This window comes from Pseudomonas sp. NFPP12, assembly GCF_900103205.1.
GTDB classification, from domain to species: Bacteria; Pseudomonadota; Gammaproteobacteria; order Pseudomonadales; family Pseudomonadaceae; genus Aquipseudomonas; species Aquipseudomonas protegens.
Window position 1 is genome coordinate 1 of record NZ_FMWW01000019.1, and the last position, 2,472, is coordinate 2,472.

The window sequence follows — 2,472 nt, forward strand, 5'->3', positions numbered from 1 at the left end:
ACGAGCCTTTTCTTCTGGGGCGCTGTCGATCTTGTCGAAGTCAACACGAGCCGAACCGAAAACTTCGGAGCAAACGCGAGTCAGAGCAGCGGTCAAAGTGGTTTTACCGTGGTCAACGTGACCGATAGTACCCACGTTAACGTGCGGCTTATTACGTTCGAACTTTTCCTTAGCCATCGAAATCACCCCTAGGAGAAGAATTGAGCAAGTCACCCAAGCCATTAAAACAAAGGCAGATATTTTCATATCTGCCTTGTTATATGGAGCTCTTGAGCGGATTTGAACCGCTGACCTCACCCTTACCAAGGGTGTGCTCTACCAACTGAGCTACAAGAGCGTAACACTTTGCAAAACCTGCAAACTTGGAGCGGGTAGCGGGAATCGAACCCGCATCATCAGCTTGGAAGGCTGAGGTTCTACCACTAAACTATACCCGCGGAGCCTGCAGCTCTCGCTAAATCTGGTGGAGGGGGAAGGATTCGAACCTTCGAAGTCGTAGACGTCAGATTTACAGTCTGATCCCTTTGGCCGCTCGGGAACCCCTCCTAAGCGAGGCGACATTCTATATCATGCCACCCTTCTGTCAAGCATTTTCTCAATAAAATCTTGAGGTTAGCTGCGTTGACCTCGCTTCGCGACGCTGACTTCGTGAAGTCTTCGCTGCGGAGCGGGCGCCATTCTATGCAACCTATTCGACAGTTGCAACCCCCTCGCAAGGCATTATTTTATGTTTTAACTCATTGAATTCTTTAGCAAGGTTCTGCAGTTGCAGATCATCCAGCAAATGCTTGCTCTCGGGAGTCACACGAAGCCAAAAACCAGAAGAACCAGGAACACTCAAGGACTGCAGCCTGACATCAGCCCCCAGCCCTACCAGCCGCTGCTCCAACATCTGAGCCGTATCACGACGAGCAAAGCCCCCCAGATAAAGACAGCTTGCATCAACCTCCCCTGACTTACCCTTATCCCGCCGCTCGACCGAATCAGAAGACTCACTCAACAAACGGATATCTTGCTGAGTACCTCGATAGAGCGAGAGAGGCATGACCTCTTTCGCACGAAGCGGCGCTTCCTGCTGATGCCAGATGTAATAAAAGCAATTGAGGACCAATAACAACAGAAACAACCAGCGCATAAAAACCTCAAGACAGAGGACAAGGCTTAAACAACTCGAAAAGATGGATCACGTACAAGCTGATCTTGCGGAACCGATGCAACACTCAAAGTCCCACCCCACACAAGGAATCAGCCCCTACCTCCTAACCGTAGATCGCGCAAGCGCACATTGATGGCCGAACTCATGAGCCATCACGCAACCTTAGACTGAGCTCCCCGCCGCTATAGGTTTTCTCCTCCCCCTCAACGCTCAACCGCAAAGCTCCTTGGCGATCAATACCCAACACAACACCATCGATCTTATTTACGCCCGCGATCAGAGACACAGCACGCCCCTGCCAGAGGTGACCTTGCTCCCACTCGCCCTGGATCGCGGAGAAGCCATTCAGCCGATGACGCTCCAGATAAGACACAAGAACCTCATTCAATCGAGCAACAAGCTGATTGCGATCAATAACCTTGCCAGACTCCAACCTCACCGAAGTCCACTCCTGATCGATCTCTTCAGCGCTTTGCATATTCACATTGATCCCAATGCCCAGGACCACATGACACACATCCGCAGGATCACCCACCAACTCCAAAAGTATCCCCGCGACCTTCTTCTGACCAACCAAAACATCATTTGGCCACTTCAAACCGGCACCAGGAATTCCATACTCACGAAGGGTATGCATGACCGCCAGCCCAACGACCAGGCTAAGCCCTTCCAATTGCCGGAGACCTCCGTCCATACGCAAGACGAGGCTGTAATAGATATTTTCGGCAAAAGGACTTACCCACTTACGACCACGACGGCCTCGCCCCACCGTCTGGCGCTCAGCTAGCACAAGAAAAGGAGCCACACTCCCTTCTTCAATGGATCGCAGCGCCTGTGCATTCGTGGAGTCGATAGAGTCGAGAATTCGGATATCCCAGGAGCCACTGGAAATAGAGGAGCGGCCTATCTCAGCACTGCTTAGCAATGTGATCGGAGTGGCCAACTGGTAACCGCGGCCTCGCACCTTATGAATGACAAGCCCCAACTCCGCCTCAAGAAGCTGTAACTGCTTCCATATAGCACTACGGCTAACGCCCAGCGCCTGACCGAGCGCCTGACCCGAGTGAAATCGCCCATCTTTCAGAAGCTCTAACAACGTCGACATGCAGTTTCCGCCTCACCATGAGGCAGGCATGATAGCCATGCCCAGCGCTATTGCATAGAAACCCCAACCTGACGAGCAAGTCGATCGAGACAGCAAAAAATCAAACCCATTTTTCGCGCGCAAAAACAAAACCCCAACTGCATGTGCAGTTGGGGTTTCGGAATTTAATCTTGACGATGACCTACTCTCACATGGGGAAACCCCACACTAC

3 protein-coding genes and 3 tRNA genes are annotated in these 2,472 nt (G+C 51.8%); all 6 read right to left on the reverse strand.

Going from position 1 to position 2,472, the window contains the following annotated elements:
• On the reverse strand, nt 1–177 hold a 177-nt coding region (locus BLS75_RS31800), incomplete at its 3' end, for a GTP-binding protein (RefSeq protein WP_233447047.1).
• A gap of 84 nt (nt 178–261) precedes the next feature.
• A tRNA-Thr gene (locus BLS75_RS31805) sits at nt 262–337 on the reverse strand.
• A gap of 26 nt (nt 338–363) precedes the next feature.
• Nucleotides 364–437: transfer RNA gene (locus tag BLS75_RS31810), tRNA-Gly, on the reverse strand.
• A 24-nt stretch (nt 438–461) separates the two neighbouring features.
• A tRNA-Tyr gene (locus BLS75_RS31815) sits at nt 462–546 on the reverse strand.
• Nucleotides 547–688: 142 nt separating this feature from the next.
• On the reverse strand, nt 689–1,135 hold the full coding sequence (locus BLS75_RS31820; protein ID WP_072453205.1) for a hypothetical protein: 447 nt from the start codon (nt 1,133–1,135) through the stop codon (nt 689–691).
• A 163-nt stretch (nt 1,136–1,298) separates the two neighbouring features.
• Entirely contained in the window at nt 1,299–2,261 is a 963-nt protein-coding gene (birA, locus tag BLS75_RS31825; RefSeq protein WP_053160208.1) for a bifunctional biotin--[acetyl-CoA-carboxylase] ligase/biotin operon repressor BirA, read from the reverse strand.
• Nucleotides 2,262–2,472 lie beyond the last annotated feature (211 nt).

What these genes read in the sequence shown, in the direction of transcription:
- BLS75_RS31820 (WP_072453205.1), bottom strand. Translation starts at nt 1,135, where the DNA reads ATGCGCTGGTTGTTTCTGTTGTTATTGGTCCTCAATTGCTTTTATTAC.
- birA (WP_053160208.1), bottom strand. Translation starts at nt 2,261, where the DNA reads ATGTCGACGTTGTTAGAGCTTCTGAAAGATGGGCGATTTCACTCGGGT.